The organism is Sulfitobacter sp. JL08 (genome assembly GCF_003352045.1).
Classification (GTDB): Bacteria; Pseudomonadota; Alphaproteobacteria; order Rhodobacterales; family Rhodobacteraceae; genus JL08.
In genome coordinates this window covers 1,548,291-1,574,896 of sequence record NZ_CP025815.1, presented here as the reverse complement: position 1 = coordinate 1,574,896, position 26,606 = coordinate 1,548,291, and the positions used below count along the sequence as shown (strand labels likewise).

The following is a 26,606-nucleotide window of genomic DNA, read 5'->3' as shown; positions in this document are numbered from 1 at the left end:
TTTATCGACAAGTTGGATTATAAGACATGACTGATCATACCCTTGGACCCATTGTTTCGTCTGCGCACCTGGCCACAGGTGCCTTTCCCGAACTGTCGGAATTCGAATTCGGCCTGATCCTTGCGGGTAATGCGTTCAACCGGTGGGTTGTGCGCGCCATGTCCGCCGCGGGGTATCCGGATCTTTCCGCGCTTGAGGTTCTGGTGCTGCACACGATCCGCCACCGCGACCGCGCCAAGAAACTGGCCGATATCTGCCACGTGCTGAACATCGAAGACACCCATACCGTGAACTATGCCTTGAAAAAGCTGATCAAGGCGGGGCTGGTTCAGGATGTGCGCAAGGGCAAGGAAAAATCGGTAATGCCGACAGAAACCGGCCGTGCCGCCTGTGACCGGTACCGCGAAATCCGCGAGGCGCTGTTGCTGCGCGCGCTTGGCGATCTGGGCGTGGACCCCGACCGCGTCAGCGATCTGTCGGCCCTTTTGCGCCTGATGTCAGGGCAATACGATCAGGCATCACGGGCGGCGACCGCCTATTAGGCCACCCAGCCCCACAACATGAACAGTTGATATTTCGCCGGTTCCGGTTTTCCATGCGCGGCGCACCATCGGGCACGAAAGGCTGAACCGGATGACAACATTTTTAGGCGGCAAAACCATTTACGGGGCCAGTCTGGGTATCCTGATGCTCGACACCCGTTTTCCCCGAATTCCGGGCGATACGGGCAACGCACAGACATGGCCGTTTCCGGTGCAGTATCGCATCGTGCGCGATGCCAGCCCTGAAAACGTCGTTCTGAAAGACCCCGGCGCCCTCTTGGACCGGTTCATCGTTGCGGGGCGCGAACTGGTGGACAGCGGCTGCGACGGGATCACGACGACCTGCGGGTTTCTGTCACTGCTTCAGAGCGAACTGTCTGCGGCGCTGGACGTTCCCGTGGCCACATCATCGCTGATGCAGGTGCCCATGGTGGCGGCCACCCTACCCCCCGGAAAACGCGTCGGCATCCTGACGATTTCACCCGACACGCTGACACCGGCCCATCTGAAGGCAGCCAATGTCGCACCCGACACGCCGGTGATGGGAACCGCCCCCGACACACAATTCGCGCGCGCCATTTTACGGGATTTGCCGGAAATGGATTTCGCCCAGTGCCGCGAAGACCTGTGTACGGCGGCGTTGAACCTGACAGGGGCGCACCCCGATCTGGGGGCCATTGTGCTGGAATGCACCAACATGGTGCCCTACGCCGATGACATCCGCCGCCTGACGGGCCTGCCGGTCTATTCGATCTACAGTTTTGCCTGCTGGTTTCAGGCCGGCCTGATCCCGCGCAGCTTTCCGCTGAACCTTACGGATGCGCGCCCGCGTTAAAGTGCCTTGCGCGCGATCAGGGTCGCCAGATCAAGGATTACACGCGCGCGCGCCTGCGCGATGGCATCCGGCCCTGCCGCAACATCATAAGGAACGTCCAGACGGAACAGGCCAGAGCGTTCGCGCCCGCTTTCGGAAGAGACAAAATACTGCCCCGAGGTGCGAAACACGCCGTTTGCGCCGGCCAGCAGATCTTCGAACCGCACATCCACCGTTGCGGCGGGGCGTGCATCAAAGGGCCATGGTTCCGGTGCCACCCGCGCACCGGTCAGTTCCGCCAGATTGCGGCTAAGTCCCAGCGTGATGGCGCGTTCGGGCACGTCAGCCCAACGCGCGCTTGTTGCACTGGCCAGCACGCCATCCGCACCCTGCCCGTAAATTTCTTCTGATGCGGCATAGGTTGGCAGGGACACCGCGCGCACCTCGACCGAGCGGAACGCAATGTTTACACGTTCGGTCACCGGTGCGGGCGGAACCTGAACAAAGGTTGTGGGTGTCGAACAGGCCGACAGGACGGTAGCAACACAAAGGGCCGCGGCAAGTGTTCTAAACATCATGGATCAGCGTCCTATCAAAAGCGAATTGGGGTTGCGTTCAATGGTACGGGCAAGGGATTCAAACGCCTTGGCGGCTGAATTGATCTCGCGCAGGGCGGCGCGGGCATCGCGGTTCAGCGCCGAGTTTTCATCGTAATCCGCCAGTGTCGTGCTCAACTGCGTCAGCACTTGCGACATGCGATCCATCATCGCCGGCAGATCCTGTACCGAAACGGCCACCGCATCCGCCGCCGCCTGCGCCGAGGCCAGAGCCTTGTTGGCATTGTCGATCGCGCCGCCTTCGCGCAATTCGGCCAATGTTGCCTCGACCTCGACAAGGGCGGCCGTCAGCGCAGCAGGCAAGCCGGCGGTGTCTTCGGATCCGATCAGCGCCTCGGCCGCATCAACAAGGTCTGTCACCTCGCTGACCAGTTCTTCCAGCTTGAGGTTCTCGGCCTTGGCGGCGACAGCCTCGATCCGTGACATCAGGGCGGGCGCACCGGCCACGGCGGTTTCCACGCTGCCAGCGGCGGCCGCGGCTGCATCAACAGCCGCCAGCAACCGCTCGACCGTTTCTTGCGCTTCGATCTGCGCCATCAGGGTTTCAAGACGTTCCAGTGTGGCGGACAATTGCACCGGCACCTGTTGCATTGCGTCCGACCCGACAAAACTACGCGCATCCCCCAACAGCGCGCGCAATTCGGCGGGCGCGCCCTGCAGGTCTTCGTTGGCGATCAACCCTTTGGTGGCATCCAGAAAATCAATGGCACTGGCCAGCAATTCTTCGATCGGCAGGTTGTTGATCCGGGTCAGGACGCCTTCGGCAGTGGCGGCAACATCCGACAGGTTGCCTTCGACACTGGGCAGGACCGGAAACGGTTCGGCCGTGGTGTCGATCCGCGCCTCGGGCATGTCATCAAGCGCAACCAGTTCCACCTTCAACCCGCCTGTCAAAAGACTGGCGCTGGCCAGACGCGTGCGCAAACCGGACCGCACCTGTTCCTGCAGGAACGCCAGCGCGGCACGCGCATCCGCATCGCCGGGCAGGCCCAGTTTGGCAGGCTGGATCGACAGCGTGGCGTTCAATTGAACCTCGCGTCTTCCCGTTTCATCGCGACTGACGGTGCCGGCAAGGCTGCTGACCTCACCGATCCGGATGCCTTGCAGTTCAACAGGTGATCCGACGGTCAGGCCCGCGACATTGTCGCGAAACACCACTGTCAGCAAAAGCGCGTCAACCTCGCCCGCATTGAAGATGCTTTCTCTTGCGTCCGACTCTTCTGCATAGACCTGAAACACCGCGCCATCCTGCACCGTTTCGCCGCCTGACACGATGGTATCAAATGTGATCCCGCCCGACACCAGTGACGCAAGCGAGGAAAAGTTGATTTCCGCGCCGCTCGTCGACAGTGACAGATCAAAGCCTGATGCATCCCAGAACCGCGTTGCATCGGTGATCAAAAGGTGGTGCGGTTCATAAATGATCGCTTCGGCCACGGCCAAGCCGCTGCGCGGTGACACGCGCGCACGCCCCACACGGCCCACTTCGATGCCGCGATACAGGATTGGGGCGTTGTCTGTCAGGCTGCTGTTGGCCGTTGTGCGCAGGGCGATCTGTAACCCAACCTCGCCCGGGCGGATCAGGGGTGTTTCGTTCAGGCCGCGAAACTGCGTTTGCGGCGTGTTTATCGTGCTGTCCCATGACCCTTCGATGAAAACACCGCTTAGCACTGTGTCCAGTCCTGTCACGCCGCGCGCCGTCACTTCGGGGCGCACCACCCAGAACTGTGATCCGGCATCGACAAACGGGGCAATATCCTTGTCCAGCCGGACAGAGAACACGACCGCGCCCAGCCCGTCGGAAAAGCGCACCTTTTCGACGACACCGACCGTCACATCGCGATAGCGTAATTCGGTGGTGCCCGCCGTCACCCCGGCACCGCTTTCAAATTCGATCTCGATCAGAGGGCCGCGATCCACGTAGGTTTGCCATGCCACCCCCAACGCGATGAGCAGCGCCAGAAACGGCAATATCCACACAATCGAGGCGCGTTGCCACAACGCGCGCCGGGCCGGTTCGGTCAAGGGTTCTGGCGGCATTTGGGTCATTTAGGACCAGATCCTTTCTGCGCGTCCGGTTCAAGATCCCAGATCAGACGGGAATCAAAGCTTTGTGCCGACAGCATCGTGAAAATCACCGACAAGGCAAAAAATAGGCTGGCTGGTCCCGGTGTGACGGATGCCAGCGTATTCAATTGAACCAGCGACGACAGAATGGCAACGACAAACACGTCGATCATCGACCAACGCCCGATGTATTCGACAATTTCATACAAGGCGTGGCGCTGCGGTTGAGGCACCAGTGATCGTCGCTGCACGCTGGTTGCCAGAAAGGCGATGGCCAGAAACTTGCCGATCGGAATAACGACGCTGGCCACAATGATGACTAGCGAAATACCGTATGATCCGTGTTCGAACAACGTGACCGCCCCGCCGACAATCGTGTCTTCGCTGGTCAGAAACAGGGTTCGGGTGCTTAACATGGGAAACATGTTTGCCGGAATATAGCAGATCAGCCCGATCAGCCACCACGCCCACACCCGTTGCAACGACATCGGATCGCGGGCCGTTAACGGCGCACCGCAGCGGGCGCAGTCACGGGTGCCCGCGCGCCAGACATGGCTGCAGTTCTGACATCCGATTACGCCCAGTTCGCGGGCGGTTACGATGTCCGGGGCTGTTCCAGCGCGTTCCATACCGACCACCTGCACATAAACGTATCCTGCACCACGACCAAAACCACCAGCACTGCAAACATCCAGAAGGCAGGGCCAAGCGCCACATCAGCGATATCACTGATCTTGATCAGCGATACGGCACATCCCAGCACGAAAATTTCCGCCATTGACCAGGGTCGCAACCGTTCAGACACCTGAAACGCGGTCTTGGCATTGCGCGCCGGGGGACGATCAAACACCAGCGGGGCCAGCACATAGATCACCAGCATCATCCGCATCATCGGAATGAACAGGATCATCGCAGCCGTCAGCAATGACACGACAAACAGCGGCCCGCCCTGAAACGCCAGCGCGGCATCCAGTATAGATACCTGATTGTGCGCGCCCGCTGCATCAATGGACATGAACGGAAACACCGCTGCCGCAAAAATCAGGATCACAACCGCCAGCGAAACTGTTATGATATGCATTCCGGCACGCCTGCGCGGCGCGATCAGCACCGTGTGACAACGCGTACAAACCGAGCGTTCGCCTTTTTCGGGAACATGCACGGTAAAGACAGCGTCGCAGCTGGGGCATACGATCAGGTTTGCGGGGTCAAGCCCGTCGCCGTCCTTGGAAAAATGCGCGTTTCTCATCCTGGGTTTCATACGCGATAGACCCTGGAATGGACAGATGGTTTGCGCAGGCGCATCGTGCAAAAATTCACATTGCCTCTTGAAGTTTCAAGGCGGGGCCGCTTCTTTGAAGAAAGGGAAATTTGGACCGGAATGAGAATAGCCAGCTACAATATCCGAAAATCCGTGGGGCTGGACTGGCGTCGCGATCCCGACCGGATTGTTGATGTTCTTTCCGAAATCGACGCCGATGTCGTGGTGCTGCAAGAGGCGGACAAACGCACAGGTTCGCGCGCAGGCACATTGCCCGCCGAACGGTTGATCCGCGAATGCGGCTATGAATTCGCCGATGTATCCACGCGCGTCGACAGCCACGGGTGGCACGGCAACGCCATCCTGTATCGCCCGCCCTTTCTGCTGTCGCAGACCCAGCGTCTGATCCTGCCGTCGATCGAACCGCGCGGCGCCGTTGCCGCAACATTCACCCATCCCGATGCAGGCGAACTGCGCGTCATCGGCACACATCTGGCGCTGTCGGGCGGCATGCGCGCCAAACAGGTCAAGGCATTGCGCACCCATATCCATGACAGCCCGATGCCAACGGTCGTGGCAGCCGATTTCAACGAATGGAAAACCTACGGGCGTGTTTTCGAAGGTTTTGGCCCTGATTTCGACGTCGTGATTCCGGGGCGCAGTTTTCACAGCGCGCGCCCCATCGCGGCATTGGACCGGTTTGTATTTTACAGCTTTACGCAATCGGTATCGGCGGGTGTGCACACGTCGCCGCTGGCGCGCCGGGCGTCGGATCATTTGCCGGTCTATGTTGATATCGATCTGACAAAGATCGAACGGCAAACCCGGGCGGATGCTGCGGTATGATCGTTACCTTTGTGGTCCTTGCGCATTTTCTGATTGTGACCGCGTTTACCATTCGCATTCTGCTGCGCGATGATCTGGTGCCGACCACCCGCCTTGCTTGGTTTATCGTGCTGATGCTGCTGCCCTATGTCGGCACCCTCGTCTATTTTCTGTTCGGAGAGGTCAATCTGGGCAAAACCGCCGATACGCGCCACACCCGCATTTTCGATCAGATCCGGAAAAAAGCATCCAGCGCCATCGGCACGGACAGCGTCGCAAATACCACGATTGCATCGCCCTACCGCCCGGCCTTTCACTATGCGGCGTCGATCAACGGGTTCCAGACCGTCGCGGGCAACACGGCCGAAGTGATGCAGGATGCCGCGCACACCCGACGGCGCATGATCGCCGACATTGATGGCGCGCGCGATCATGTACATGTGCTGTATTACATCTGGCTGAACGACGAGACCGGCACCGAAATGGGCAAGGCCCTGATCCGCGCGGCGCAACGGGGTGTCACCTGCCGCGCGATTGCCGATGGCATGGGCTCGCGTGCGATGATCCATTCGCCGCTTTGGCGCGAAATGAAAGAGGCAGGCGTTCACCTTGCCATCGCCCTGCCCTTTCGCAATGTGTTCCGCACCATGATCACAAGCCGGCTGGATCTGCGCAACCACCGCAAGATCACGGTGATTGACGGCGCAATCGGATATTGCGGCAGCCAGAACTGTGCGGATCCCGAATTTCGGGTCAAACCGAAATACGCGCCGTGGGTGGATATCATGCTGCGGTTTCAGGGGCCGGTCGTGGCGCAGAACCAGTTGCTGTTCGCAAGCGACTGGATGCAGGCCACAGATGCCAGTTTCGACATTTTTACATGGGACACGACTGCCCATGCTGACGGGTTTGCGGCCGTGGCAATGGGGGACGGCCCGACAGAACGCATGGGTGCAACGCCGCAACTGTTTGCAACGCTGATCAATTGCGCGCGGGATCACATTACCCTCACCACCCCGTATTTCGTGCCGGACGCCACCGTTTTCGAGGCCCTGTGCAGCGCGGCCCATCGCGGTGTGCGCGTCACCCTGATCTTTCCCGAAAAAAACGATTCATGGATCGTCGCGGCAGCCAGCCGAAGTTATTACAAGAAACTGCTTGCCGCAGGCGCGCGTATCCATGAATTCAAGGGCGGGTTGCTGCACGCCAAAACCCTGACGGTGGACGATGGTATCAGCCTGATCGGATCTTCGAATCTGGACCTGCGCAGTTTCGATCTGAACTATGAAAACAACATTCTGCTACAGGACAGTGCCATTACCGCCGATATCATGACCCGCCAGTCCCACTATCTGTCGCAATCGGACGAAGTGCGCCTGAGTGACGTTCTGAACTGGTCCTATCACAACCGGATCTGGAATAACGTGATCGCGACCATCGGGCCGATCCTGTAGGTCAGCACCGCACGGCACCGCGCCTAGCTGTCGGCATCGACCTCTTCCTTGCCGATACCCTGAATAAGCCGCGTTTCCAGCAATTGCCCGTTGCGATAGAGGATCGGATAGGCCACGGCGGAAATATGACTGTTGAATTCGCGCAGGGCACTGACGGTTTCCAGATGGATATCGCTGGATTCAAAGCTGATTTGCGCGCCTGCGCTTAGCCTTTGCAGATGGCGCTTGCGGCTTTTGCGCTCCATCCGCGTCATTTCGCTTTTCTCTTCCAGCAACAGGCGCGCGCTTTCCACATCGTCTGAAATCAGCACATTGGATGCCAGCGCCATGTTGGCCATGATGCGGTCGTGGATCGTTTCCAGCTCGTCCGCGCCTGCCTTGGAGAACCGGATGCTCTGATCGGCCTTTTCGCGCGCCATCGGCAACAGGCGTTTGACGATGATGTCACCGGCGGTTTCAATCGCAATGGCATATTCGGTCAGTTCGCGCGCGTGTTTCTGATCGTATTTGCGCATCTTTTCGGCATTCATTGCTGCGGTGTAACGCCGGATATCATCCAGCGCCGTGTTCACGATACTGTCCTGCGCCTTGATCGCCGAAGATACATCCTTGTCGTAATGCGAATAGAGATCCATGACAGGGCGCATCATGCCTTCGACCACCTGGGCCATACGCAACACTTCGCGCTTCATCGTCGACAAGGCCAGTTGCGGGCGATCCAGAACGGAATTATCCAGCACACTGATATTGCGGTTCAGGACATCCTGTGTTTGCAGGTCATGATCGGGCAGCAGCCTTTGCAGCGGGCCAGCCAGCAACGTGCAGAACGGCAAGGCGCACAACAGGGCAATGTTGAACAGGATATGCAAATAGACCAGCGTTTGCGCCGGGCGGATATCTTCGAAATACGGCAGGACCGGCAGCTTGTTCACCAACAGCAGCGCGATAACGGCACCGCTGCCGCGCAGCATCAGATTGGCCATCGGAATACGGCGTGACAGTGCCGACATGCCCCGCGTCAGCCACACAGGGATCAGCGCACTGCCCAGATTGGCCCCCAGCACCAGCGAAATGCCCGCCTCTACCGGAATGGCCCCGATCGAAACAAGGGTGACACACATCAGGATCACCGCAACGCTTGAATGCATGACAAATGCCAGCGCGCCGCCGACGATAAAGGCGGTGACAAAATCCCGCTCCAGATATCCGGCAAGCGATGGCAGAAAAGCACTGTCGCGGATCGGCTCCATCGTTTCGCGCAAGAACCGCAGCGAAATCAGGATAAACGCGATCCCCATGATGATCCTGCCCGCCTGTTTCAGCTTGCGCCCCTCGGACTTGATGAAAAAACCGCCCCCCAGCGCCAGCAGGATCGGCATCAGCCATTCCAGATCAAAGGACAGCACCTGGATCAGCAGGGCCGAACCGACATCGGCGCCCAACACCATCGCCAGCCCTGCACCGAACGGAATGGTGCCAGTGCCCGCAAACCCCGACACCAGCAGGGCCACAGCCGCAGAGCTTTGCAGGACAATCGCCAGAACGACACCCGTTCCGGCAGACCGAAGCGGGTTCTGGGTTTGCGTCACCGCACGGCGGAACGATGCCCCAAAGGCACGTTCGATGCCCGTGCGCACCATGCGCACCGCAAACAGCAACAACATGGTTGCCCCCGCCAGATGCACAAGAAACCAGAGAATGGTCATGGCCGCGCGCCCCGCAGTAGCGTCAGCATCTGGTCGTGCAACTCCGGTGTGGCACTGGCGACAATCGCGCCCTCATAATCGGCGCGCGGGATGTTGCCCTGCCAGTCGGTCAGGCAGCCACCTGCGGCTTCGATCACAGGGCGCAGGGCCAGAAAATCATAGGGCTTCAGATCGTAATCCAACACGACATCCACGTGCCCCGAAGCCAACAGCGCATGCGGATAGCAATCATAGGACAGGCGCCTTGTCTTGCCCGTACGCATCAGCACCGCGAACAGATCGGGGTGATCAGCGAATATCTTGTCGCCTTCGTTGATATAGATAATGGCATGATCCAGCATGGCTTGCGATGACACGCGGATCGGCGCCCCATTCAGCGTGGCGCCCTGCCCGCTGGCTCCGACATAGGTTTCATCCAAGGCCGGCATCGCGATCACGCCAACCTGCGGCGCGCCATCATGCAGATAGGCCAGCAGGAACCCGAACAGCGGATGCCCCGAGATAAACGATCTGGTGCCGTCGATCGGGTCCACGACCCAAAGGTCGGGATGGTCTGTCCTCTCTTGCCCGTGCTCTTCGCCCAGAATGCCGTGATCGGGATGGCGTCGTGCAATTTCCGCGCGCACCAACGCCTCGACAGACTTGTCGGCATGGGTGACGGGGCTGTCATCCGATTTGAATTCAACACCGATCTGCTTGCGGAAAAACCCCAGTGCGGCCTTCGATGCCAAGGCCGAAATTTCGGTACAATCTTTAACGATATCTGTTGTCATTACATCAACGCACTTTTGTCCACGTGAACAGTTTTGATGCCCCATTCACTGAATTTCTTGCGATAGACCGGCGCAAGCGGTCGGTCTGTCACGAAACTGTCGATCTGTTCGGGCGGGCACACAATCAGCGGCGCGCTTTGGCCAAATTTCAGATGGTCGGCGACAACGATACAGTGGCGGGTGCGCGCCACGACATCCTGCGCAATCGCGGCCTCCTGCGCGCCCAGCAGGAAAAACCCGCCTTTAGCATCAATCCCGTCAACGCTGAGAACGGCAAAATCGAAATAGAACTTTTGCAGAAATGCCGATGTGTCCGCGCCGAACGCGCCCCGTTCGGTCCGGCGCAATTCGCCACCGGCCAAGAATACCCTGTTGTCGTTCTGGTTCAGCATGGCCTGCGCCACATTCAGCGAATTGGTCACAACCGTCAGTTTGCGATGCTTGTGCAGCGCATTGGCAACAAATGCCGTCGTCGATCCGACATCGAGGAACACACAGGCCCCATCCGGGATCAGATCGGCGGCAGCCTGCGCGATCTTGCGTTTTTCCGTTGATCGCTGCCCCAGACGTGACAGCACACTGCTTTCCGCCTCGGCATTAGCCAGAAACACACCGCCATGCACGCGCCGTACCAGATCGGCCTTGGCCAACGCCTTGGAGGTGCGGCGAATGGTTTCTTCGGACACGCCCAGAACCTCGGCCAGATTGGCGATCCGCGCGGAACCACCGACGCGGCGCAACGCATCAAGCAGTTCAATCTCGCGATGGGTCGAGCGATCATTGCGTTGTTTGGGCATTTTGGCTCCTTAAACACCCATAAAGCCACAAACAGACAGGGCAGTCGATCCGGTTTTGTGTTTTATTGTGGTTTTTTAATGAAAATTGCAGATTTAGCACAAAATCCCACACCGCCTTAGCGCTGTCCTGCAATCGCAATCAGAACGATGCCAGCCGCAACGACACAGGCTGCGATCAATCGCGGACGGCGCGGCCCTTCCTTGAACCAGACCACTCCGATCAGCGCAGCAAAGATAACCGATGTTTCCCGCAAGGCCGAAACGATGCCCAGCGGTGCAAGCGTCTTGGCGTAAAGCACCAGCGCATAAGCCAACCCGGAAATAACGCCACCTGCAATTCCCAGAACGATCGTTTGCCGGCTCATCGCGCGCACCCTGTCGCGGCGGCTGGCAAAGATGTAGACGGCAACGATGATTTCCGCGACGAACAGCCACCCGATATAGCCCAGCACGCTTCCTGACAGGCGCACACCGACACCGTCCACAATGGAATAGGAAGCAATCGCCATCGCGGTACCCACAGCCGCCGCCAACCCCAATATCGGCAGGCCAGAGCGGAACACGCCACGCGTCAGCACCATGATGCCCAAGGACACACAGAAAATGCCGCCCCACGCCACCAGCGGCAACCGTTCACCGACAAATACCTGTGCCCCAAGCGCGATCAGTACCGGCGCAAGCCCGCGCGCAATCGGGTACACCATGCTTAGATCGCCCACACGGTAGGCGACATTCAACAGATAGTAATAAACCCAGTGGATCACCGTAGACGCGATGATGAACGGAATCGCTGCGCCCGACACGGCTGGTGAAAACGCGACCATCGCAATTCCGGGGATCACATGCCCAAGTGCGATCAGGCCCAGAACAATCGTCTTGTCCGTCGCCCCCTTGACCACCGCATTCCAGAAGGCGTGCAGAAAGGCCGCAAACAGGACGATGCCAAAGGTTGCAACGCTCAAGCGGTTTGTCCGGTGATCGCCGCCTCGACGATACCCATCGCCCGTTCCAGATCGTCACGGGCAATGGTCAGTGGCGGAGACAGTGTCAGCACACAGCCCTGACTGATCTTGAAACTCAATCCCGCCTCAAGGCACTGATAATAGATCCGTTCCGCCAGATCATGGCCCGGTTCCTTGGTTTCGCGGTTGGTCACGATTTCCACCCCGAACATCAGCCCCCTGCCCCTTATGTCCCCCACAATCGGGCAGTCGGCCAGTGCGGTTTGCAACCGTTCCATCGCATAGGCGCCAAGTTCGGCAGAGCGTTCTACCAGATTTTCGTCTTCGATGATCTGCAAGGTGGTCAGCGCGGCACGGCTGGTCACCGGGTTCTTTTCGTGGGTGTAGTGGCCGATCGCGAAATCGCCGCACACATCCAGCGCAGGCGTTGTGATACAGGCAGCAATTGGCAGGATACCGCCCCCCAGCGCCTTGCCGATGGTGACGATATCAGGCTGGATTTCATCATGCTCAAAGGCAAACATTTTGCCGGTCTTTCCCAGACCCGTCGGGATTTCATCCAGGATCAGCAATGCACCGTGGCGCGTGCACGCCTCGCGCACCGCTTTCCAGAAACCGGGCGGCGGGACATAAGGCACGGCGCGCATTGGTTCGGCGATCACCGCCGCCACGTCGCCTTCGCGTTCCAGAACATATTCGACCATTTTGGCGCAGGCCAGTCCGCACACATCGGGCCCTGCGTGGTTGTAAGGGCAGCGGTAGCAGGCAAAAGGCGCCACGTGTTCCGCCCCCGGCACCAGCGGCCCCGCGATATGCGACCTGAACGTTGCCTCGCCCCCGACCGAGGCCGAACCGAACCCCGCCCCGTGAAACGCATCCCAGAACGACACGGTCTTGAACCGCCCCGTAGCGGCGCGCGCGATCTTCAACGCAACTTCGTTGGCGTCCGACCCTCCGGTGGTAAACAGGCATTTCGACAAATCGCCGGGGCTGATCGCGGCCAGCTTTTCGGCAAGTTCCACCGCCGGATCGCAGGTAAACCGGCGCGGCGCAAACGGCAGATCATCCAGTTGCGCCTTGATGGCCGCCACCAGTCGCGGATGGCCATAACCGATATGATGTACCGAATTTCCGTGGAAATCCATGTACCTGCGCCCGTCTTTGTCTTCGATCCAGATGCCTTCGGCCTTGGCGATGGTGCTGACGCAGGGGCTGGACAGGCTTTGATGCAAAAACGCACCCGCATCGCGTTTTAACAGCGGCGCCGAGTTTGGCCCGATGGATTTATCCAGCCAGCGCTGGCGCAGGACCGACGTATTGGATTCGCCTTCGGTGTGAAATGCCGGCTTGCTCACATGCTTGTCCCGTTCGGAAAAATGAGCGGCGGGGGAATGCCCCCGCCAGTTGGGGAAAATCCAGTGTCTAGCGCGGCCATGGCAACGAATAGGTCTTCACGTTGGTGAAGAACTTCATCGCTTCCAACACGCCTTCCTTGACGCCGTTGCCGCTGTCCTTGATGCCGCCAAAGGGCGACATTTCGATGCGGTATCCGGGCTGTTCCCAAATATTGCAGGTGCCGACATCCAGACCGTTTACATAGGCAATCGCACGGTGCAGATCGTTGGTGCACACGCCCGAGGACAGGCCGAATTCCGTACTGTTGGAAATCGCCATCACCTCTTCGTCATTGTCGGGCACGCGCACGATCGGCACCACGGGGCCAAAGGTTTCTTCCATCACCAGTTCGCTGTTATGGGGAACGTGATCCACCACAATCGGCGGCAGCAGTGCACCCTGACGGCCCGGATGATACAGGATTTTCGCGCCCGCCTTTTCCGCATCAAAGACGCGGCGTTCAAAGGTTTCAGCGGCCTGCGCGTGGATCACGCAGCCCAGTTGCGTATCCGGGTCCATCGGATCGCCGAATTTGATCGCCTTGGCCTTTTCCAGCACCAAAGGCACAAACCTGTCTGCCACGCTTTCCTGAACCAGAATACGTTTTACCGCCGTGCAGCGCTGGCCCGAATTGCCGGTGGCGCCCGCCACGGCGATGGTGGCGGCCTTGTCCAGATCAGCATCGGACAGGTCGTTCAGAATGATCAGCGGATCGTTCCCGCCCAGTTCCAGCGCGGTGCGCTTGTAACCCGCCTTGGACGCGATCAGCTTGCCCACCGGCACGCCACCGGTAAAGGTGATGATATCGATGTGGTCGTTCACGATCATCTCTTCGCCAATGTCCTGCGGATTGCCGGTGACCACCTGAAACATTTCGGGCGGCAGGCCGGCATCATAGAGAATATCAGCCAGTGACAGGGCGGTCAGCGGCGTCAGTTCGGTTGGCTTGCACACCACGCAATTGTTGGTGGCAATCGCGGGCGCGATTTTGTGGCTGACCATGTTCAGCGGGTGATTGAACGGCGTAATCGCCGAAATCACGCCCACCGGTTCGCGTTTGGTGAAAATCTTGCGATCCTTGCCTTGCGGCGTCAGATCGCAGGAAAAAATCTCTCCGTCGTCCAGAATGGCCAGTTGCCCGGCCAGAGTGAACACATCATAGGCGCGCCCGGTTTCATAAAGCGCGTGTTGCTGGCAGATGCCCAGTTCCAGCGTCAGCCAATAGGCCAGTTCCTCGCGCCGTTCCCTGATCAGTTCGCCGGCGCGAAACAAGATTTGCTGGCGTTCATAGCGCGTCAGTTTGGGTTTATAGGCAGCGGCAATATCAAAGGCGCGCGCGGCGTGTTCGGCGGAACCGGCAGGCACGGTGCCAACGATTTCATCCGTATAGGGGTAATGCACGTTCACCACGTTTTCGGTAAACACCACTTCGCCGCCGATACGCATACCTTCGTGGCGGATTTCGATCTTCTTGTTCATTTTCGCTCCGTCCATATCAAAGGGCCGCCGCTGTGGTGGCGTAAAAGAAAGCATCAAAATTGCGCAGTTGCGGTGCCGAAGGCAGATCGATCACACGGTTCACGATAAATGGCACCTCTTGTTCGGTCAGCCCGCCATGGCTGCGCAACGGTTCATTCAGCGCGGCCAGATCGTGGCGGTCGGCTGATGTGCCAATGGTCATGTTTTCACCCGACACCAGAACAATGTCACCGATCCGGTCGGCAGGCAGTTCGAACTGCTTGACTGCTTCGGCCTTGGTCAGCACATGGGTGATCCCCTTTGTCGCCTTCAATTTGGCGATAATTTCATCCTGATCCGCACCGTCCGGCAAATAGGCCGTGGCGAATGATCCCAGTGCGCCGTGATGCACCACATAGGGGTCGGTGATCGGCAGGATCAGGCGCGCGGCTTCCTTGCCCAGCCAATCGTCCAGCAGATCCTGAACATAAACAACTGCGGGCGATCCATCGGCCAGATGCTTGGGTTTCATTCCATGATCGGCGGTGACCACAATGGCAGCGCCCATGGCATCCAGTTCCGTCAGATACTTGTCAAACATCGCATAGAACGATTTCGCCTCTGCATCGTCGGGGGCGTATTTGTGCTGCACGTAATCGGTGGTTGTCAGGTACATGATGTCCGGCTTCCAGTCGCGCAGCAGCTTGACGCCGGCGGCAAACACAAACTCGGACAGATCGGCGGAATAAACTTCGGGCTGAGGCATGCCCAACCAAGCGCTGGCCTTGTCCTGCCCGTGTTCCGCCACTGTCGTGCTGTCGGATTTTTCGGCGGAAAAGCATTTGGCGCGGTCTTCGTCAAATTTCAGCCCCGCGCCCAGAAGCGCGCGCAGCTTGTCCTTGGCAGTGACAATCGCCACCCGCGCGCCGGCATCGTAGAAGGTTTTGAACACGGTGGGTGCGCGCAGGAAGCGCACATCGTTCATCATGACCTCTTGCCCGGTTTCCGGTTCATAAAGGTAATTTCCACAGATGCCATGCACGGCGGGCGGGCGGCCAGTGGCAATCGAAAGGTTGTTGGGGTTCGTAAAGGACGGGATCACCGAATGGGCCAGACGGTCGGTTCCGGTTTCACGCATCCGCTTCAGCGTCGGCATCAATCCGTCGGCAATCGCCTTGTCCAGATATTCGGGCTCGCAACCGTCCAGACAGATGGCGATGGCTGGTACTTTGGGCATCGGGTAAACGCGTTCGTTTGCCGTAATCGGTGTTTGCAGGGTCATAGGTCTTCCTTTTTCAATCAGGCGGCCAGTTTGGCTCGTTCTTTCAGCGCCGCTGCGGGCGGCGCGGCATCTGTGACACCCATCTTGACCAGACAGGTTTTGGCTGCATCCACAACGCGGTGCATCACGTGTTCGTCCATCTGCCCGATACAGCCGATGCGGAAACTGTCCACCGCCGTCAGCTTGCCCGGATAGATGATGAAGCCCTTGTCTTTCATCAGTTCGTAGAACGTGTCGAATTTGAATTTTTCGTCGGCAGGGCAAAAGAATGTGACAATGATAGGTGACAACCAGCGATTGGCCAGCAGGGTTTCAAACCCAAGATCGCGCATACCAGCCACCAGCACATCACGGTTTCTTGTATAGCGCGCGCCCCGCCCCGCTACGCCGCCCTCGGCCTTGTGCGCGTGCAGCGCCTCGATAAATGCGGCCACGACATGGGTCGGCGGGGTAAAGCGCCACTGGCCCGTCTTGTTCATGTGCGCCCATTGCGCATGCACATCGAGGCTCAGCGAATGGCTGTTGCCCTTGGCGGCCTCCAGTTCCGTCTTGCGCGCGATGATAAAGCCAAAGCCCGGCACGCCTTCGATACATTTGTTCGCCGAAGAGACCAGCGCCTCATAGCGGATTTTGGACGGCTCCAGCGGGATCGCGCCAAAGGCCGACATGCTGTCGATCAGCAATTTGCGTCCTGCGGCATAGGTGACTTCGGAAATTTCCTCGACCGGGTTCAGGATGCCGGAACTGGTTTCGCAATGGATCGCAACGACATGGGTGATTGCCGGATCATCGGCCAGAATGCGCGCCACCTCGTCCCCGCGTGGCGGCAGGTAATCGCCCTTGTCCAGAACAATGTGGTCACGCCCCAGATAGTGCAGGGTTTGTGCGGTGCGCAGCCCGTAAGCGCCATTGGCCAGAACCAGCACCTTGCCGTCGCGCGGAATGAACGAACCCAGCATAGCCTCGACAGAAAAACTGCCGCTGCCCTGCATCGGCACGCAATCGAATGCCTCGCCGCCCTGCCCCAGCATCGCCAGCAACGCATCGCGCATGGTTTGTGTCATGGCGCGGAAATCGCCATCCCAACTGCCCCAGTCGCGCAGCATCGCCTCTTTCACCGCGTAAGATGTGGTCAGCGGGCCGGGCGTCAGAAGATAGGGCTCTCCCAGTCGCGGCGCTTCGATTTTCGGGGCGGTACTGGTCATTGTCTCTCTCCGGACATACCGATGGGTTACCCCATCATGTGGGGCAATCTTGTCCATATGTAAAATTGCTAATAGATATTGTTACATAAGCACAGCCTATAGACCGAGTCGCGAGGGCAAACCATGCGCCAAAGCCAGTTGAAAGCGTTTCACAATGTCGCCCTGCATGGCGGTTTTTCGCGCGCCGCCGAGGCCATGCGCCTGAGCCAGCCCGCCGTGTCCGAACAGGTGCGCAAACTGGAACAGGATTATGATGTTCTGCTGTTCCTGCGCGATCGCAAGCGGGTATCGCTGACCCGCGAGGGGCGCGCGCTGTTTGTTCTGACCAAGCAATATTTCGATGTCGAACAGCAAATCGAAGAATACATGTCAGAAACCCGCACAGCGGTTGAAGGCACATTGCGCATCGTCGCCGACTCCGCGCATCACATCACCGATATCCTAAGCCGGTTCCGCGCTCGCTATCCGCGCGTTTTTGTCAGTGTGCGCACCGGCAATACCGAAGAGGTGGTCGAGGCGTTGCGATCCTATAACGCCGAAATCGGCGTCGTGGGCAGCCTTTCGCCCGGTCCCGACCTGATGGTGCACGATCTGGGGGCCACCCCGATCGTGGCTTTTGCCGCCAAAAGCACCGCGCCCAAAGGCAAAACCAGCCTGAGCCTTGAAGAACTGGCGGCGCTGCCCCTGATCTTCCGCGAAGCCGGATCGAAAACCCGCCAGAAGATCGAGGCCGAGGCCGAAAAGCAGGGCGTGCGCCTGACCCCGGCAATCGAGGCCGAAGGCCGCGAGGCGATGCGCGAGGTTGTCGCATCCGGCGCGGGGGTCGGATTTGTATCGCTGGCCGAATTCGGCAATGACGACCGTCTGGTACAAATCCCGATCAAGGGGATCAATGTGACCATGTCGGAATCACTGGTCTATATGATGCAACGCCGCGAGGTGAAGGTGATCCGCGCCTTTATGGATTTCGCGGGCGCGCGGGCCTGATCCTGTCTAACGGGTACGCCACGCCTGCGTGCGCCGCAATATGCCCTTGGACGCGATCATATGCAGAATGCGGGCGGCGGCATTTGTGTAAAAGATCATCATACCCATCGCCGCTGCCGGTGCGATATCGCCCGCGTCGTCCATGTTCAGTACCGCAATCGATGCCAGCGATGTCTTGGGGGAATAAAGAAACACCACAGCCGAAACCGTCGTCATCGCGTTCACGAACAGGTAGATCGAAATATCCAGCACCGCGGGCATGCAGACCGGCACCGTCACCCGCGAAAACAGCTTCAGCGTGGGCTGCTTCAACGAGGCCGAGACTGATTCAAACTCCCGGTCCATCTGTTGCAGGGCCGTGACGGCCGTAAGGTGCGACACCGTGTAAAAATGCGTGATCGTGCAGACGACCAGAATGGCCATCGTGCCGTAAATCGCGTTCAGCGGGTTCGCTGGATTGTTGAAGAAAAAGATATAGGCCAGACCCAGCACCATGCCCGGAATGGCCATGGGCAGCATCGCGAACATCTGGAACACCGCCCGTCCGGTGCGAAATCCGTTCGACTTTTCAACCAGATACGCGCCAAAAAAGATCACCGCCGTGCCGATAACCGCCGTCAGCAGACCCAGTTTGATCGAATTGAAATAGGCGGCCCAGCCGCCGCCATCCATGCGGTTGAACTGATAGTTGTTCAGGCTCAGGCTTAGGTCATAGGGCCAGAATTTGATCAGGGCGGCAAACTGGCAAACGCCCAGCATACCCAGGATGAACAGGGCAATGGCAAAAGCATAGACCAAGAACAGGCGGTCCGCGCGCCGGTTCGGGCTGGGCTGGTACGGGACAGAGCGCGCCGACAACAGCGCCACCTGTTTGCTTTGCACCAGCCGATCGACGCTGAAGGCGACAATCGCTGGGATCACCAGCACCACCGATACCACCGCGCCCATTTCGAAATTCTGCTGCCCGATGACCTGTTTGTAGATGTCCACCGCCAGAACGTTGAACTGTCCGCCGATCACCTTGGGCAAGCCAAAATCGGTGATCACCAGATTGAACACCACAAACGCCGCCGAAACCAGACCATAGCGCGCGCCCGGAATGGTAACCGTCCAGAACGTGCGCCACGGGGTGGCCCGCAGCGAAACGGCCGCTTCGTAAAGGCGCGCATCGGATATGGCCAGTGCGGTCGATATGATCAGGAACGCGTGGGGAAAGGTGAAAAACACCGATCCGATAACGATGCCGATCGGGCCGTAAATACTGGCCCCGAACAACAGTTCCTTCAGCATGCCCTGATTGCCGAACAGATAGACCAGCGCAATGCCGGGCAGCAGGGATGGCACCAGAATGGGGGCCATTGCAACAAGACGGAAAAACCCCTTGAACCGCATACAGGTCCGGTTCAGCGCAAAGGCAAACCAGAACGCCAGCGTCACCGTGATGATGGTGCTGATCGTGGCGATCACAACCGAATTCTTGATCGAATTGGACAGACTGGGTGTCGAGAAATAGTTGATGAAATTGCCCAGACCCCGCGCCCGCGCCGGACGCAATTGCACGCGGCGGAACGTGTTGCTGTCCAGTTCGACCCAGTCGGTGCTGTCCACCAGATCGGACCCGATCAGAAACCGCCCGTCTTCGGCGGTGGTGCGTACACGGTATTTTACCGGGCTGCGAAAACTGAAGTCGGGGAAAAACTGCGTGACCCCCAACCGGCTGTCCGATCCGGCGATCAGATCATCGGGGGCCAGCACGCCCAGTTGCGCGTTCAGTTCTGCCGCTGTGACCGGTTCGACGGAAAATTTGCCTTCTTCGTCGCTGACCTGAAATTCGAACGTACTCAGATCGAACGTGTAGGTCGAAAGCGATTTCGACATCATCGCATAAAGCGGAAAGGCCAATGTGACGATCAGGTACAGCGCAATTACGATCAGCCCACCGCGCATGATGATATCGTCGCGGCTCAACTTGCCTTTCACATGGGGGCCTGCTGGCAGCCGGGCGGTTTGCACATCGCTCATCTGATCAGACCCGTCCGCTGCCAAACGCCATCAGGCGGTTTTTGGGCAGTTCGATCATCATGCGTTTGCCCGCGGCAAGATCCAGACGACGCACGGCGTTGATTGAAAAATCAGCGTAAACCTCGGCGTGCGCGAACCTTTCGTGTTCCAGCCGGCAACGCCAGAACGAGCCGAGGAATTCCATATCCGCAACCAGAACCTCAAACGCGTTTTCCGGTGTTTCAATAATGTCGTCAGATCCCAGCGCCTTCGCATCCGAACCGTGGGGAATGATATCTTCGGGGCGGATGGCTGCGATGATTTCTGCGCCGGCGTCAAAGCCGTGTGGGCGGCATTTCATGTCCGCACCGCCGAATGTCACTGTATCGGCTGCGCCGGCCTGCGCCGAAATCTGGTTCATTTCGCCGATAAATCCGGCCACGAACAGAGTGGCGGGATGGCGGTAAATCTCGGTCGGGGATCCGATCTGTTCGATCACCCCGTCTTTCATCACCACGATCCGGTCCGCCATCGAAAGCGCCTCTTCCTGATCATGTGTCACCATGACGGTTGTGACACCAAGTTTGCGCTGCAAATCTTTGATTTCATGGCGCAAATGCACCCGCACCTTGGCGTCCAGCGCCGACAGGGGTTCATCCAGCAGCAGCAGGCCCGGACTGGTGGCAATGGCGCGGGCCAGTGCGATGCGCTGTTGCTGCCCGCCCGACAGTTGCGCCGGATATTTCTTGCGCTGCTCTTCCAGCCCCACCAGATCCAGCAGTTCGGTCACGCGGCTGGCGATTTCGGCCTTGTTCCGGCCGGTATTTTCAAGCCCGAAGGCAATGTTCTTTTCAATCGTCAGGTTGGGGAACAGAGCGTAGGACTGGAAAACAATTCCGAAATCACGCTCGGACGGGGGCAGGTTCGATACGTCCTTGCCCCCCTGCACCACCCGCCCTTTCGTTTGCAGATCAAGCCCTGCAATCGCGCGCAGTAAGGTGGTTTTGCCGCAGCCTGACGGGCCCAGAAAACAAACGAATTCCCCGTCTTCAATTTCAAGCGATATGTCCTTGAGCGCAAGAAAATCGCCAAAGGCTTTCCACAGGTTTTCAATATTCAGATAAGGGGTTCGGGCAGCGTTGGCCTGCGGCACGGGGCTTGTCCTTGTTCTTGGGTGTCGGTCGGATCGGCGCTTTGCCTTACGGAATCATCGTGGAAAAAGACGCAGAGGCGATAAGACCCGCCCCTGCGCCTGCAAGACCCCTAGTTCTTGGGATCGGATTTTCCGTCATAGCGCTTTTGCCACTCGGCCAGAATGGCGGCGCGGTTGTTGGCGGCGAATTCGAAATCATTGTCGATCATCGCGTCCAGCAAGCCTTCGGGGAAATGTTCAACCGGTTTGGCGATACCGGGATAGGCGACAACGGCGTAGCCGGTGTTGTACATTTCGTTGGCTTCCTTGGTCACCGAAAAATCAACGATGGCTTTGGCGGCGTCCAGATTGGCCGTACCGGCCACGATGGCCGTGGCTTCCATATCCCAGCCGACACCTTCAGATGGCACGATGATTTCGATCGGCGCGCCGTCAGCCTTGGATTTGGCCCCCCGGAAGGCAAAGGACACGCCAATGGGGATTTCACCGGATGCGGCCAGTTTGCAAGGTGCTGACCCCGAATGGGTGTAGCGCGCGATGTTTTCGTGCAGCGCGTCCATATAGGCCCAACCGCCCTCTTCTCCGAAAATTTGCAGCCAGCTGGATACGTCAAGGAATCCGGTGCCGGATGAATTCGGGTTCGGCATGATGACATGACCGGCATATTGCGGATCGGTCAGGTCCTGCCAGGATGTGGGCGGCGTCAGCCCCAGCTTTTCGCCTTCGACGGTGTTAAAGCAGACCGCCGCAACCCAGGCGTCCATGCCAACCCATGCCGGCGGGTTGCCATCATCGACAAATTTCGGATCAAGTTTTTCAACACCGACGGGTGCATAGGGTTCCAGCATGCCTTCGGATTTAAGCAGCAGCAACGATGTGGCGGCCAGCCCCCAGATCACGTCAGCTTGCGGATTGTCCCGTTCGGCCAGCAGTTTCGCCGTGATGATACCGGTGGAATCGCGCACCCAGTTGATTTTGATATCAGGGTAGGACTGGTTGAAGGTTTCGGCGTAGCGGGCCAGATCTTCGGCCTCGACAGCGGTGTAAACAGTGACTTCGGTTTCCGCAGCCAGCGTCGTTGCGAACAACGCCCCCGCTGCAATCGAGGCCAGTAGCGTCTTGTGCAGTGTCATGATACTTCTCCTTGGTTGGTTTTTTTGCGGCTTTTTGGGACGCAGACAGCGCGTCCAGTATCGGTGCAGTGTTGCACGTTCATGGCACAAGAAAAATTGATTATTCTTACCACTTCATAAGCTGTTCCTATGAAAATTATGGCGCGAAACAGTGAAAAAAAACGGGCGGTGTCTGACCCGCCCGTATTGACCCGTTTATACGGAATTCGCCCCACAGCTTTGCAGGGCGCGATTGTTCTACATCGCCGCGTCGAACAGGGCGCGGGTGTTATCCTTGGTCATTTCAACCGGATTGCCACCCACGCTGGGGTCCTGCAGCGCCATATCGGTCAACTCGTCCAGACGGGACGCATCAACGCCCATCGCCGCCAGCCCTTTGGGAATGCTGAACATTTCATTCAGTTCCACAACACGCGCCGCGAACCCGTCAAAGCCGCCGTCGATGCCCAGATAGGCGGATGCCTGTGCAATGCGGTCTTCGATCGCGGGCCGATTGAAGGCCAGGCAGGCCGACATGACAGCCGCGTTCGTGGTGCCGTGATGGGTGTTGAAAACCGCGCCAACGGGATGGGACAGCGCATGGATCGCGCCCAGCCCCTTTTGAAAGGCCACCGCCCCCATCATCGCCGCCGACATCATATGCGCGCGCGCCTCAAGATCGGTGCCGTCGGCATAGGCACGTGGCAGGTAGGTGTTGACCAACCGCAAACCTTCCAGCGCTATGCCCTGCGACATCGGGTGATAATGCGGCGACGAATACGCCTCAAGACAGTGGGCAAAGGCATCCATTCCGGTGCCGGCCGTGATCGTTTTCGGCATTCCGACCGTCAGTTCCGGATCGCAGATCACGACAGCGGGCAACACTTTGGGATGAAAGATGATCTTTTTCACGTGGGTCTGCGAATTTGTGATGACCGACGCGCGGCCCACTTCCGATCCGGTGCCTGCCGTGGTGGGCACGGCCACAATCGGTGCGATGCCCGCAGGGTCGGCGCGGGTCCACCAATCGCCGATATCTTCATAATCCCACAAGGGGCGTGTCTGGCCCGACATGAACGCGACCATCTTGCCCAGATCAAGACCCGACCCGCCGCCAAAGGCGATCACGCCGTCGTGGTTGCCGGATTTGTATACCTCAAGCCCGGCGGCCAGGTTGACCTCGGTCGGGTTGGCATCGACATCGGCAAACATCGCGCGGCCCAGCCCCGCCTGTTCCATCAGGTTCAGCGCGTTTTGCGTGATCGCCATGCTTGCCAGCCCGCGATCCGTGACCAGCAGCGGACGTTTGATACCGGCGGCGGCACAGGCTTCGCCCAGTTCCCCGATACGGCCCGCGCCGAATTTGATTGCGGTCGGATAAGACCAGTTGCCAGTCAGGTTCATGATTTGACCTTTCGCAGGTGATAGGATTTGGGGCGCGTGACCGCGTGATAGCCCAGAACAGACAGCGCGCCACCGCGCCCCGTGTCCTTGCAGCCGGTCCAGCAGATTGCCGGATCAAGGTAATCGGCCCGGTTCAGAAACACGGTGCCGGTTTCGATCTGCCGCCCGATTTCAAAGGCACGATCCACATCGCCGGTCCACAGCGAAGCCGTCAGTCCGTATGGCGAATCATTCATCAATTCAAGCGCTTGCGCGTCGTCCTTCACCGGCATGATGCCAACGACAGGGCCAAATGATTCCTCCATCATCACCCGCATCGAATGATCCACATTGGTCAGGATTTGCGGCGCAAGATACGCGCCTCCGTCATCTGCGGGAAACAGCGCCGGATCAATCATCGCCTTGGCCCCGGCGGCCACCGCTTCGGCAACCTGATCGCGCACGGTGGCCGCAAAGCGGGCATTGGCCATCGGGCCAAGCGTGGTTTCGGCATCAAAGGGATTGCCCAGTTTCAAGGCCTTCACCCACGCCACGGCCTTTTCGACAAACGCGTCATAAAGGCTGTCATGTACGTAAATCCGTTCGATCCCGCAGCAGCATTGCCCCGCATTGAACATCGCGCCGTCCATAAGCACATCAACGGCCCAGTCCAGATCGGCATCTTCCATGACATAGGCGGGGTCTTTGCCGCCCAGTTCCAGCCCCAGCGACGTGAACGTGCCGGCCGCCGCCTTTTCAATCGCGCGACCGCCACCGACCGAACCGGTAAAGTTCACAAAGCCGAAACAGCGCGCCGCAATCAGGGATTCCGTGCCCGCATGATCAAGAACCACATTCTGGAAAACATCGGCAGGAATGCCGCCAGCATGCATCGCCTCGGCAATCATTTCACCCACCAGCAGCGTCTGGCTGGCATGTTTCAGCATCACGGCGTTGCCGGCGATCAGCGCCGGCACGATGGTGTTCATCGCCGTCATGTAGGGATAGTTCCACGGTGCAATTACCAGAATGACGCCGTGCGGATCGCGTTCGATCCGGCGATCCATCTTGTCGCTGTCTTCCACGATCATCGGGGCCAGCGCTTCTGGCGCGATCGACAGCATGTATTCGCTGCGTTCGTTCATACCGCCGAATTCACCGCCATAGCGTGTAGGGCGGCCCATCTGCCATGCGATTTCCTGCACCATCCGGTCCGACATCTTGTTCAGTTCGGCCACTCCGGCCTGAACCAGCGCCATCCGGTCGGCCAGCGGGCGCGCCGCCCAGTCTTTTTGGGCAGCCTTGGCACGCGCTGCGGCGGCGTGCGCCTGATCAACGCTCAGCGCCGTGCGCTCGGCATAAATGCTCCCGTCTACGGGCGATGTAAGTTTGATTGTTGTCATGTTTGTCCTCCGGCGGTTTACGCCCGTTCGAATCCGCGTTTTATATCCCAGTCGGTGACGGTGCGGTTGTGTACTTCGATTTCCCAAGTGGCCGCGCGGTGATAGTGATCGATCACATCATCGCCCAGCGCGGCGCGCAGCATTTTCGACTGATGCATCGCCGCCGCCGCCGCCCCCAGCGTCTTGGGAATGTCGCGCGCCTGACCGGCACGATAGACATCGCCCGATATCTCCGGCTCCAGTTCCATCTTCTGTTCGATCCCGTTCAGACCGGCTGCCAGCTGCGCCGCAAGGGCCAGATAGGGGTTCAGATCGGCCCCACCGACACGGCATTCGATGCGGATGCCCTTGGTGCCATCACCGCAGACACGGTAGCCCGCGGTGCGGTTGTCCATCGACCAGACGGCCTTGGTTGGCGCGAACAATCCTTCGGTAAAGCGTTTGTAGCTGTTGATATAGGGCGCGAGAAAATAGGTGGTTTCTTCGGCATGGGCCAGCAAACCGGCCACGTAATGGCGCATGGTGGCCGACATACCGTATTCCGCGCTTTCATCCAGAAACGCGGGTTTGCCATCCGACCACAGGGATTGGTGGATGTGGCTGGATGATCCGGCGCGTTCGGTCGCGTATTTTGCCATGAAGGTCAGGGCACGTCCGTGCTGAAAGGCGATTTCCTTGCAGGCATTTTTGGTGATCGTATGCATGTCGGCCGTGTCCAGCGCGTCCGAATACTTGATGTTCACCTCTTCCTGTCCGGCCTCTGCCTCTCCTTTCGAGTTTTCGACAGGGATGCCGGCGCCATACAGACCATTGCGAATGTCGCGCATGACCCCTTCTTCTTTGGTGGTGCCGAAAATCGCGTAATCGGTGTTGTAGCGGCCCAGCGTTTGCAGGCCCTGATAATTGCCGTCATTCAACGCATCAAAGCTTTGTTCGAACAGGAAAAACTCCAGCTCGGTCGCCATCATCGGTTCAAAACCCATGGCGCGGGCGCGCGCGATCTGGCGCTTCAGAACCGCGCGGGGCGCATGAGGGACTTCTTCGTGCGTGTGGTGATCCAGCAGATCGCACATCACCATCGCCGTGCCGGGCAACCATGGCACCATGCGCAAGGTGCTCAGATCGGGCTTGTGCACGTAATCGCCGTACCCTGCTTCCCAGCTGGTGGCCTTGTAGCCCTGCACCGTTTCCATTTCCAGATCGGTGGCCAGCAGATAGTTGCAGCCGTGGGTTTCGCTGTGACCGCCATTGATAAAATGCGCGGCGTGGAACCGTTTGCCCATCAGGCGGCCCTGCATATCGACGATGCAGGTCAGAACGGTATCAATCTCGCCGGCTTCAAAGGCAACTCGGAGTTCATCAAAGGTAAGGTTGGCAGGCATGTTTCACGTCTTTCGATGGCCCGCAGA

Annotated in this window: 23 protein-coding genes; 5 read left to right on the top strand and 18 right to left on the bottom strand. The window is 58.9% G+C overall.

Annotation, left to right across the window (positions count from 1 at the left end; all coding sequences use genetic code 11):
* Positions 1-26 precede the first annotated feature (26 nt).
* Both C1J05_RS07795 and C1J05_RS07790 read left to right on the top strand, forming a co-directional pair.
* Positions 27-542: a winged helix DNA-binding protein gene (locus tag C1J05_RS07795; protein WP_114869756.1), complete on the top strand. Its 516-nt coding sequence runs from the start codon at positions 27-29 to the stop codon at positions 540-542.
* A gap of 91 nt (positions 543-633) precedes the next feature.
* Positions 634-1,377: an aspartate/glutamate racemase family protein gene (locus tag C1J05_RS07790; protein ID WP_114869755.1), complete on the top strand. Its 744-nt coding sequence runs from the start codon at positions 634-636 to the stop codon at positions 1,375-1,377.
* Here C1J05_RS07790 and C1J05_RS07785 read toward each other — a convergent pair.
* Genes C1J05_RS07785 through C1J05_RS07770 form a run of 4 tightly spaced genes read right to left on the bottom strand, consistent with a single transcriptional unit; the run spans position 1,374 to position 5,289 of the window.
* Entirely contained in the window at positions 1,374-1,934 is a 561-nt protein-coding gene (locus C1J05_RS07785) for a PqiC family protein (RefSeq protein WP_254684742.1), read from the bottom strand. The two genes, C1J05_RS07790 and C1J05_RS07785, sit on opposite strands and share 4 nt — an antisense overlap.
* A 3-nt stretch (positions 1,935-1,937) precedes the next feature.
* Positions 1,938-4,022 (bottom strand): PqiB family protein, encoded by a 2,085-nt coding sequence (locus C1J05_RS07780; protein ID WP_114869754.1) that lies wholly within the window; start codon positions 4,020-4,022, stop codon positions 1,938-1,940.
* Positions 4,019-4,669: a paraquat-inducible protein A gene (locus tag C1J05_RS07775; RefSeq protein WP_205389173.1), complete on the bottom strand. Its 651-nt coding sequence runs from the start codon at positions 4,667-4,669 to the stop codon at positions 4,019-4,021. Before C1J05_RS07775 ends, C1J05_RS07780 begins: the two co-directional genes overlap by 4 nt.
* Positions 4,636-5,289: a paraquat-inducible protein A gene (locus tag C1J05_RS07770; RefSeq protein WP_114869753.1), complete on the bottom strand. Its 654-nt coding sequence runs from the start codon at positions 5,287-5,289 to the stop codon at positions 4,636-4,638. The genes C1J05_RS07775 and C1J05_RS07770 overlap by 34 nt, the downstream gene beginning before the upstream one ends.
* 132 nt (positions 5,290-5,421) lie before the next feature.
* Between C1J05_RS07770 and C1J05_RS07765 the strand changes: the two genes are divergently transcribed.
* Together C1J05_RS07765 and cls are read left to right on the top strand one after the other, a co-directional pair.
* Positions 5,422-6,147 (top strand): endonuclease/exonuclease/phosphatase family protein, encoded by a 726-nt coding sequence (locus C1J05_RS07765; RefSeq protein ID WP_114869752.1) that lies wholly within the window; start codon positions 5,422-5,424, stop codon positions 6,145-6,147.
* Complete coding sequence (gene cls / locus C1J05_RS07760; protein ID WP_114869751.1) at positions 6,144-7,580, top strand: cardiolipin synthase; 1,437 nt, start codon at positions 6,144-6,146, stop codon at positions 7,578-7,580. Before C1J05_RS07765 ends, cls begins: the two co-directional genes overlap by 4 nt.
* A gap of 23 nt (positions 7,581-7,603) precedes the next feature.
* On the opposite strand, the gene C1J05_RS07755 is transcribed toward cls, so the two are convergent.
* From C1J05_RS07755 to C1J05_RS07720, 8 genes are all read right to left on the bottom strand, one after another.
* Positions 7,604-9,286, bottom strand: a complete 1,683-nt coding sequence (locus C1J05_RS07755) for a Na/Pi cotransporter family protein (RefSeq protein ID WP_114869750.1) — start codon at positions 9,284-9,286, stop codon at positions 7,604-7,606.
* Positions 9,283-10,059 (bottom strand): inositol monophosphatase family protein, encoded by a 777-nt coding sequence (locus tag C1J05_RS07750; RefSeq protein ID WP_114869749.1) that lies wholly within the window; start codon positions 10,057-10,059, stop codon positions 9,283-9,285. Before C1J05_RS07750 ends, C1J05_RS07755 begins: the two co-directional genes overlap by 4 nt.
* On the bottom strand, positions 10,059-10,856 hold the full coding sequence (locus C1J05_RS07745; RefSeq protein WP_114869748.1) for a DeoR/GlpR family DNA-binding transcription regulator: 798 nt from the start codon (positions 10,854-10,856) through the stop codon (positions 10,059-10,061). The genes C1J05_RS07750 and C1J05_RS07745 overlap by 1 nt, the downstream gene beginning before the upstream one ends.
* A 116-nt stretch (positions 10,857-10,972) precedes the next feature.
* Positions 10,973-11,818, bottom strand: coding sequence for a DMT family transporter (locus C1J05_RS07740; RefSeq protein WP_114869747.1), 846 nt, complete (start codon positions 11,816-11,818; stop codon positions 10,973-10,975).
* On the bottom strand, positions 11,815-13,173 hold the full coding sequence (gene pbfA, locus C1J05_RS07735) for a (R)-1-hydroxy-2-aminoethylphosphonate ammonia-lyase (RefSeq protein ID WP_114869746.1): 1,359 nt from the start codon (positions 13,171-13,173) through the stop codon (positions 11,815-11,817). Before pbfA ends, C1J05_RS07740 begins: the two co-directional genes overlap by 4 nt.
* A 67-nt stretch (positions 13,174-13,240) precedes the next feature.
* Positions 13,241-14,692, bottom strand: coding sequence for a phosphonoacetaldehyde dehydrogenase (gene phnY / locus C1J05_RS07730; RefSeq protein WP_254684741.1), 1,452 nt, complete (start codon positions 14,690-14,692; stop codon positions 13,241-13,243).
* A gap of 16 nt (positions 14,693-14,708) precedes the next feature.
* Positions 14,709-15,953 (bottom strand): phosphonoacetate hydrolase, encoded by a 1,245-nt coding sequence (phnA, locus tag C1J05_RS07725; protein ID WP_114869744.1) that lies wholly within the window; start codon positions 15,951-15,953, stop codon positions 14,709-14,711.
* A 17-nt stretch (positions 15,954-15,970) separates the two neighbouring features.
* A complete protein-coding gene (locus C1J05_RS07720; RefSeq protein WP_114869743.1) occupies positions 15,971-17,158 on the bottom strand; it encodes a 2-aminoethylphosphonate--pyruvate transaminase in 1,188 nt (395 codons plus the stop codon).
* A gap of 123 nt (positions 17,159-17,281) precedes the next feature.
* On the opposite strand from C1J05_RS07720, the gene C1J05_RS07715 reads away from it, so the two are divergent.
* Positions 17,282-18,145 (top strand): LysR substrate-binding domain-containing protein, encoded by an 864-nt coding sequence (locus C1J05_RS07715; RefSeq protein WP_114869742.1) that lies wholly within the window; start codon positions 17,282-17,284, stop codon positions 18,143-18,145.
* Positions 18,146-18,151: 6 nt separating this feature from the next.
* Here the strand turns inward: C1J05_RS07715 and C1J05_RS07710 are convergent, their stop codons facing one another.
* The 6 genes from C1J05_RS07710 to C1J05_RS07685 all read right to left on the bottom strand — a co-directional run bounded on the left by C1J05_RS07710 (position 18,152) and on the right by C1J05_RS07685 (position 26,579).
* Positions 18,152-20,167 (bottom strand): putative 2-aminoethylphosphonate ABC transporter permease subunit, encoded by a 2,016-nt coding sequence (locus C1J05_RS07710; protein ID WP_114869741.1) that lies wholly within the window; start codon positions 20,165-20,167, stop codon positions 18,152-18,154.
* 4 nt (positions 20,168-20,171) lie between these two features.
* Positions 20,172-21,299 carry a putative 2-aminoethylphosphonate ABC transporter ATP-binding protein gene (locus C1J05_RS07705; RefSeq protein WP_114869740.1) on the bottom strand — a complete coding sequence of 376 codons (1,128 nt, stop codon included), beginning with the start codon at positions 21,297-21,299 and terminating at the stop codon, positions 20,172-20,174.
* A 110-nt stretch (positions 21,300-21,409) separates the two neighbouring features.
* Entirely contained in the window at positions 21,410-22,432 is a 1,023-nt protein-coding gene (locus tag C1J05_RS07700; protein ID WP_114869739.1) for a putative 2-aminoethylphosphonate ABC transporter substrate-binding protein, read from the bottom strand.
* Between the two features lie 237 nt (positions 22,433-22,669).
* Positions 22,670-23,815 (bottom strand): iron-containing alcohol dehydrogenase, encoded by a 1,146-nt coding sequence (locus tag C1J05_RS07695; RefSeq protein ID WP_114869738.1) that lies wholly within the window; start codon positions 23,813-23,815, stop codon positions 22,670-22,672.
* Positions 23,812-25,197 (bottom strand): aldehyde dehydrogenase family protein, encoded by a 1,386-nt coding sequence (locus tag C1J05_RS07690; protein ID WP_114869737.1) that lies wholly within the window; start codon positions 25,195-25,197, stop codon positions 23,812-23,814. Before C1J05_RS07690 ends, C1J05_RS07695 begins: the two co-directional genes overlap by 4 nt.
* A gap of 17 nt (positions 25,198-25,214) precedes the next feature.
* Entirely contained in the window at positions 25,215-26,579 is a 1,365-nt protein-coding gene (locus C1J05_RS07685) for a glutamine synthetase family protein (RefSeq protein WP_114869736.1), read from the bottom strand.
* Between the last annotated feature and the right edge of the window lie 27 nt (positions 26,580-26,606).

Bases quoted from the DNA above. Each gene is read 5' to 3' on its own strand.
- C1J05_RS07775 (WP_205389173.1), bottom strand. From the start codon at position 4,669: ATGGAACGCGCTGGAACAGCCCCGGACATCGTAACCGCCCGCGAACTG.
- C1J05_RS07685 (WP_114869736.1), bottom strand. From the start codon at position 26,579: ATGCCTGCCAACCTTACCTTTGATGAACTCCGAGTTGCCTTTGAAGCC.
- C1J05_RS07770 (WP_114869753.1), bottom strand. From the start codon at position 5,289: ATGAGAAACGCGCATTTTTCCAAGGACGGCGACGGGCTTGACCCCGCA.
- C1J05_RS07700 (WP_114869739.1), bottom strand. From the start codon at position 22,432: ATGACACTGCACAAGACGCTACTGGCCTCGATTGCAGCGGGGGCGTTG.
- cls (WP_114869751.1), top strand. From the start codon at position 6,144: ATGATCGTTACCTTTGTGGTCCTTGCGCATTTTCTGATTGTGACCGCG.
- C1J05_RS07755 (WP_114869750.1), bottom strand. From the start codon at position 9,286: ATGACCATTCTCTGGTTTCTTGTGCATCTGGCGGGGGCAACCATGTTG.
- C1J05_RS07690 (WP_114869737.1), bottom strand. From the start codon at position 25,197: ATGACAACAATCAAACTTACATCGCCCGTAGACGGGAGCATTTATGCC.
- C1J05_RS07695 (WP_114869738.1), bottom strand. From the start codon at position 23,815: ATGAACCTGACTGGCAACTGGTCTTATCCGACCGCAATCAAATTCGGC.
- C1J05_RS07790 (WP_114869755.1), top strand. From the start codon at position 634: ATGACAACATTTTTAGGCGGCAAAACCATTTACGGGGCCAGTCTGGGT.
- C1J05_RS07795 (WP_114869756.1), top strand. From the start codon at position 27: ATGACTGATCATACCCTTGGACCCATTGTTTCGTCTGCGCACCTGGCC.
- C1J05_RS07780 (WP_114869754.1), bottom strand. From the start codon at position 4,022: ATGACCCAAATGCCGCCAGAACCCTTGACCGAACCGGCCCGGCGCGCG.
- C1J05_RS07710 (WP_114869741.1), bottom strand. From the start codon at position 20,167: ATGAGCGATGTGCAAACCGCCCGGCTGCCAGCAGGCCCCCATGTGAAA.
- C1J05_RS07745 (WP_114869748.1), bottom strand. From the start codon at position 10,856: ATGCCCAAACAACGCAATGATCGCTCGACCCATCGCGAGATTGAACTG.
- C1J05_RS07715 (WP_114869742.1), top strand. From the start codon at position 17,282: ATGCGCCAAAGCCAGTTGAAAGCGTTTCACAATGTCGCCCTGCATGGC.
- C1J05_RS07750 (WP_114869749.1), bottom strand. From the start codon at position 10,059: ATGACAACAGATATCGTTAAAGATTGTACCGAAATTTCGGCCTTGGCA.
- C1J05_RS07720 (WP_114869743.1), bottom strand. From the start codon at position 17,158: ATGACCAGTACCGCCCCGAAAATCGAAGCGCCGCGACTGGGAGAGCCC.
- C1J05_RS07785 (WP_254684742.1), bottom strand. From the start codon at position 1,934: ATGATGTTTAGAACACTTGCCGCGGCCCTTTGTGTTGCTACCGTCCTG.
- C1J05_RS07765 (WP_114869752.1), top strand. From the start codon at position 5,422: ATGAGAATAGCCAGCTACAATATCCGAAAATCCGTGGGGCTGGACTGG.
- phnY (WP_254684741.1), bottom strand. From the start codon at position 14,692: ATGAACAAGAAGATCGAAATCCGCCACGAAGGTATGCGTATCGGCGGC.
- phnA (WP_114869744.1), bottom strand. From the start codon at position 15,953: ATGACCCTGCAAACACCGATTACGGCAAACGAACGCGTTTACCCGATG.